The following is a 6376-nucleotide window of genomic DNA, read 5'->3' as shown; positions in this document are numbered from 1 at the left end:
GAACCTGTTATGCCGACCGGTTCTGCAGGGCATACCTTTCTGCCAGTTTCCACCAGAATGCGTGAAAGATGGCAATAGCTGACCTGATAATTGCCATGACGCAGGACAACATACTTTCCAGAAGCATTGTCCTGCCCGACCTTCACCACAATACCAGCCATCATAGCCATAACCTTTTCTCCCCTCGCATGAAGGTCAAGACCTCCATGAAAAATTTTTTTTCCTGTAAAAGGATCTCTGCGAAATCCATAGGGTGAAGTAACCTTCAATTTCCTGAGCGGCAAACTTACGCTCAAGTATCTCTGTATCCAAATTATTCTGGATTCTTCCATATTTCCAGCAAGTCCTGCATTGCAAGTAGCATATTCTTTTTCTCCACCTTCCACAGATACTGTAACTTTCGCTTCGGCACATACATCTGTAGGCACAAGCGGACAGGGCTGTGCAAAGACAGGCCATGATAATATCGAAAAGCCTGTCAAAACGAACCATATATTTTTTTTCATCCGGCAAATATAGTATTCAGGAATCACGGATACGAATTACATAAACAGATTCTAAATTAAATATAAAAACATCGCCATTAGAGTATGATTTCCACAAATAAATCATACTCTAAGTATAAAAATAATGCATTATATTTCTTTATAAAACTGTTTATTTCAATATCTAAATAAAAAGGATTTATATTTGCATAGTATAATTTATAATATGATTTATAGTATGAAAAAGACCCTTTTTAAATTGGAAGAACTACCGTATCCGGAATTGTCCCGATTCGGCCTTATCCGAGAAATGATTGAGGATCTGCCCATTCGTATCCTAAAGGAAATATGCAACGGAAGACATTCTCCTGTACTTCCTGTGCGTGTGACTGACGAAAACGGCCAAATGGCGGAAAGCCGTACCCGCTTTGTATGTATCCGCAAGGAAGACGGGACAACGGATGTTGTCTTCTATCCGGTACTGAAATCATCACCATTGGAACAATACAAGCCGGAACAACAGAAAGAGCTGCTGGACGGAAAAGCCATCATTGCGGATGTAATACAGACAGACAGCCGCCCCGGCAAGGCTTTCGTACAGATTGACCCAGAGACGCGGCAAGTAATGTCTGTACCCACCCCCATTATAGGAAGAAACCTTCAGGTACTTGCCGAGGAACTGCGTCTGGGTGCGGTGGAAATAAAGAGTATGCAACATGGAGATCCGCTAACGCTGGTAGTAGATGACGATACGGTAACGGTAGGCATCGACCTAACGAGTCCAACCGGTATCCGATTCTGCTCCGGTGATGGACAGAAATGGAAAGAACACGACAAGAGAGAATGGGATAAATATACCTTCGGATGCTACGGATGCTGGGTAATGGACGATGACGGCAACCTGGACTATGTACCGGAAGAAGAGTACACGGAAGAACTTTGGAACGAGCAGAAGAAAAGCGGGGAAAGAAACCGTGCGGCAGCCCTACACAAATAAGACAACACAATTAAATCATTAAAGAAAGATGTCAGAACAGAAATATTATCCGGAAGATATTCTGGTAGAAAAAATGGAAAACGGTGAATACGACTGGCTTGATTATGTAAACCATCATTCCTCAGAATGGCAGGATGAATACAGCCGCTATTGCGAAGAGAACTGCCTCAAAATCGGTAACGAATCAGCGGCCGAATTTGTACGACACAAGGATGCTGAACTTGAAGCTGCCATGGAAAACGGAGAGGCATAACAGATAACAAACAATAAAGACTACGTAACGGATTATGGCGATAAGAACAAATACCAATCCCCGAGAAATGGATCTACAACCCGAAATGCAAAAAATACTGATGCGTAACGGGATGCAGGCCCATGTGGTGTCTGACGGTTCGGGGTTCAGACTGGTCGTGCAAGGGCATGACTCGCCCCTGCTGACCTACGCCATCACCGAACGCCAGATGCTGGCACTAACGGCCTGGGGGAGCAATACGGCCAACAAGAAAGCCTACAATGTATTCACAAGCATTATAGGCAATGACTTTCATCTACCCAAAAACTTTGTACACGCACGGAATGCCAACGGACGCGTGGCCATGGGACTGCATGGCTACAGGATAGGCATTGGAGAATACGGACGGATTGCATGGCCGCACATGCCGCCTCCTTTTCTTGGTTGGACTCCACGCAACCAGTGGGGCTTTCATCTGCGCAGAGTTGGCGGCGACCTATTCTATCCGGGCGGACCAGCTGTACCGGAACGATGGAACGGACGAATGAAACCCGGAGAACTGCAATCAGGCGGTTACGGCTTCTACTACAAGGGAAACAGACAGGCGCAATCCCAGCAAGAACGGGACGTACTGCAAGGTCTTCAGGCTGTAATTACTCCGATGACAAACCGACCAAGAAGTACGGAACCAGCAATTCCATACCGCGAACTGATAACATCTCCAGTATATTTTTCCAACGAGAAATGGCAGGAATGCCTGTCATCGCACGGAATAATCATTGACCAGAAAGCCAAAACGATGACCATTCAATCGGAACGGGAGACCGTAGACATGGTCTATGACCTTTCGGACGAAGAGACAGCCATACTGACTTCCAACTCGATAGAAGAGCATCCGTCAGAAAAACGCATCGGCTTGATAAATGATATCATCAGTCCGGACTTTACCGACAAGGCAAGCATGGAAACGCTGAACAGCAACAGCCGTATCGCAGTCGGCCTGCATCCTGAAATACGCAAGGAAATAGAACAAGAGAACCACTTACAGGAAACAGCCCTGCTGCAGGAACAACAGGAACAGAAGCAGCGGATGATAACGGATATACAAGCTGCAGCCACAATTGACGGACGTGACCTGACACCGCTTAACGAAAAGATGGGCTGGTACAGGGAGGAAAGAAACGGCCGTGAGGTCGAGGTAGGCGAAATAAGCGTACAGCCTACTGAAACCGAGGGAAAGTACCGGATGAGTGCCGTCATTGACGGACAGGTAATAAGCCATGAGATAAGCCAGAAGGAATATGACAAGTTTCTTGCTGTTGATGACTATCACAGGATGAAACTGTTTTCAAAAGTGTTTGACGAAGTGGATATGAAGATGCGTCCGGAAGCCCGACAAGGGCTTGGAATGAAGATACTTGCCGCACTGACTGCAGGCACGGTGGTTGCCTCGGAAGTGGCACACAACCTACGGTGTCATCATGCACCGGATGTGTACAGTGAGCATTACTGCAGCCCGAGGCCTTACTACAAACCCGGAGTTGACACACCAAGGGATGTGGCGATACGCTACTTCGAAGCTGAAATGAACCGGGAAATTACAAACATGAGATTAGGAAGATAAAAAATGAGAAACGGAGACCTTACATACGATGACTATCTGCGCAGACTGAATATTCAGGATGTGCTTATTGATGCAGGCTACCGCCTGAACAGGCGGGATGGTCTGCGCTATCCCTCGTATGTCCGCACGGACAGCGACGGACGGCGTATCCGTGGCGACAAGTTCATTGTGACGACCAACGGACAGTGCTGTTTTCAGCCACCGCAGCAGAAACTCTACAATATCATATCCTTCATCAAGGAACATCCTCACCTTTTTGCAGAATACAAAGCCGGAGTTTCACCGGACAGGCTTGTAAACCTTGTATGCTGCCGTCTGCTCAACCATCCCATAGAGGAACGCAACATGCGAATCATACAGCCCCGACGGGATATCAGACCGTTCAACATCGGTAATTACGAACTCCATAAATTCAACCCGCAGAACCGGGAAACACAGAAAAGATTCTATCCCTACTTCAAGAACCGGGGGATAGATCTGTACACACAATACGCATTTCACCGGTATTTCTTCTTAGCCACCAGACACCGTGAAGACGGAACTGCCTATACCAACCTTTCTTTTCCGCTAATCGTGCCGAAAGAACCAGACAAGACTGTGGGATTTGAGGAAAGAGGCCGCCCGCGCATGGACGGAAGCGGAAGTTATAAGGGAAAGGCAGAAGGCAGCAATTCGAATGAAGGACTATGGGCAGCCAGTCCAGCCCATACCAAACCAGCGGATGCGAAGGACATCTACTGGTTTGAAAGTGCATACGATGCCATGGCCTACTACCAGCTGCACCAAAAAAGCAACAAGGACTTGAGAAAGGCCGTGTTCGTATCTACCGGTGGAGCACCGAGCCGCCAGCAGTTCAAAGGAATGATTGAGACTGCGCCACAGGCTTCGCACCATCTCTGCTTTGACCGTGACCGTGCGGGAAGAATCTATGCCATAACCTTTGCGCTCGTACATGCCGGCAGGGAATTTACCAGCTGCACATCGGAAGCAGAGCTGCTTGTCATACAGGAAACAGGAATAAAGAAACAACGTCATGAAATCAAGCTGGAGCCTTATGATTTCGATAAGATAGCCGGAACATTGGGGATTGAACTGATAAAACCGTATTTGGAAGAAGATATAAAATTCTATATGGAAAAATTCGGAGACGGATATCTGGGTGAGGTCTATATGAACCGAATGGACAGCTATGAATATAATCTTCAAGAAGGTAAGGCAAGCGAGGAAGAGCTGGAAAAACAAAGAGAAGAACTGGCAATTATATGCGAAGCAATGAGAAGACTTGACTCGACGAAACCATGCGCTACAGGCAATATTCTGTACGAGCCGGCTGCAGAAGGCTACAAGGATTGGAACGACCAACTTCTCGACAAAGGAAAGCCAGAGGAGGAAAAGGCAGACGAACATCAGGACATAAGCGGAAAAGCCACGCTGAACCGTGCTCTCGCGACCTTACCAGAAGTAAATCCAGAACATATCCGCAACGGAACATATGACGAAGCGGATTATAAAGCTATACGGCAGAGAATTGAGCGTGCGGACAAAATAATATTCTCCTTTGAAATCCAGGATCAGGGAATGCCCGAAAAAGGATTTCAGGAGATGTACAAAATCCAGGAAGAGCTATCCAGTCTGGAAAAAGAGATATCCGATTACTTATCAGGCATAAGAGAAGACAACCAACCCCGGTTTCACCGATAAATAGAGCCAGCCTATGCAAATGACACATTATGATATCATCAACTTCCGACCGCATCCGGTGCAGTTTGTCATCAATGAACTACCTCTGATGTCGGTCTGTGTTACTGGACTAATATACGGAGGTATGGAAAATATGCCTCTCGGCAGCATGGCGACAACAATATCTGTATTAACGCTTCTTGTACTGCTGTACCAGTTCATCTACCTGCGCAGAATACGCTATGACATAACAGCCGAACAACTTGTATGCGAACAAGGCATTCTGATAAGAAAGGTGGACTATATGGAGCTGTACCGCATCGTGGACTTTCAGGAGAAGCAGAGTATCCTACAGCAGCTGTGCGGACTGAAAACAGTAAGCATCCTCTCTATGGACCGGAACATGCCCCAGCTTGACCTATTGGGAATGAGATGCAATGACAGAATCGTAACTCTGATACGCGAACGTGTGGAATACAACAAACGAAAAAAGGGAATATATGAGATTACAAACCATTAGCATACTGTTGGCTCTTTCCATAATAATACCACAGGTACTTCATGCGCAGGTAGCCGCCTCGAATCCTTTGGAATGGATGGCACTGGCCGAAGGCAACGATCTGATAAACGGACAGGTAGAGAAGCAGATAAAGGGACAGACACAGACAGCACTTCTCCAGAATACGATAGCGGCTGAGTTCAACCGAATACACCAATGGGAGAAGCAATACAACAGCTATCTGAAAACCGTAAACGGATATGCTTTGTCGCTGAAAGCCTGTACCCATCTGTACAATGACGGTGTGAGGATTTTCCTCACACTGTGTAAACTAGGTAAGGCTATGCGTGACAATCCGCAGGGCATCGTAGCCGGGATGAGCATGAACGACCTCTACATTGAGACAGCAACTGAACTGATATCCGTATTCACACTGTTGAACGACGCTGTGGCCAAAGGAGGAACAGAGAATATGCTAACCGGTGCGGAGCGCAGCAAGACACTGTGGGCACTGAACGACAAGCTGTCGGTATTTAGCCACAAGCTGCATCTGCTCTACCTAAGTGTGCGCTATTACACACTGAATGACGTATGGAACAACGTGACGGCAGGGATGATAGAACGGAGTAACGGAGAAGTGGCCCGAACAGCCATGTCGCGCTGGCGAAGGGCTGCTGCCATGACACGATAAAACAAGGCAAAATGAACAGGATAATATTAATAATGGCACTTCTGTTGTGTACGGGACTTTCAAAAATCCGGGCGCAAAACGACCCGGTACTTGCAAGCATGATACTGCAGTACACGGAGAAAGCGGAAAAGGAACTGCAGAACCAGAAGAATGTGATGCTGATGCAAA

The 6376-nt window shown here is 46.8% G+C and carries 6 protein-coding genes and 1 pseudogene; 6 read left to right on the top strand and 1 reads right to left on the bottom strand.

Annotated elements, in window-relative coordinates; translation table 11 throughout:
- Positions 1-311 (bottom strand): annotated as a pseudogene (locus BACCOPRO_RS18675) (M23 family metallopeptidase); the annotation flags it as partial.
- A gap of 412 nt (positions 312-723) precedes the next feature.
- Between BACCOPRO_RS18675 and BACCOPRO_RS06500 the strand changes: the two are divergent.
- Genes BACCOPRO_RS06500 through BACCOPRO_RS06475 form a run of 6 tightly spaced genes read left to right on the top strand, consistent with a single transcriptional unit; the run spans position 724 to position 6208 of the window.
- On the top strand, positions 724-1482 hold the full coding sequence (locus tag BACCOPRO_RS06500; protein WP_040311284.1) for a DUF4099 domain-containing protein: 759 nt from the start codon (positions 724-726) through the stop codon (positions 1480-1482).
- Positions 1483-1510: 28 nt separating this feature from the next.
- Entirely contained in the window at positions 1511-1735 is a 225-nt protein-coding gene (locus tag BACCOPRO_RS06495; RefSeq protein ID WP_008142076.1) for a hypothetical protein, read from the top strand.
- Between the two features lie 34 nt (positions 1736-1769).
- Positions 1770-3338 carry a hypothetical protein gene (locus BACCOPRO_RS06490; RefSeq protein ID WP_008142075.1) on the top strand — a complete coding sequence of 523 codons (1569 nt, stop codon included), beginning with the start codon at positions 1770-1772 and terminating at the stop codon, positions 3336-3338.
- A gap of 3 nt (positions 3339-3341) precedes the next feature.
- A complete protein-coding gene (locus tag BACCOPRO_RS06485) occupies positions 3342-5039 on the top strand; it encodes a toprim domain-containing protein (protein ID WP_008142073.1) in 1698 nt (565 codons plus the stop codon).
- Between the two features lie 13 nt (positions 5040-5052).
- Complete coding sequence (locus BACCOPRO_RS06480; protein WP_008142072.1) at positions 5053-5538, top strand: PH domain-containing protein; 486 nt, start codon at positions 5053-5055, stop codon at positions 5536-5538.
- Positions 5519-6208: a hypothetical protein gene (locus BACCOPRO_RS06475; protein ID WP_008142069.1), complete on the top strand. Its 690-nt coding sequence runs from the start codon at positions 5519-5521 to the stop codon at positions 6206-6208. Before BACCOPRO_RS06480 ends, BACCOPRO_RS06475 begins: the two co-directional genes overlap by 20 nt.
- Positions 6209-6376: the final 168 nt, after the last annotated feature.

Source organism: Phocaeicola coprophilus DSM 18228 = JCM 13818 (genome assembly GCF_000157915.1).
GTDB classification, from domain to species: domain Bacteria; phylum Bacteroidota; class Bacteroidia; order Bacteroidales; family Bacteroidaceae; genus Phocaeicola; species Phocaeicola coprophilus.
The sequence above is the reverse complement of the archived record's forward strand: the minus strand, read 5'-3'. Positions and strand labels throughout refer to the sequence as shown.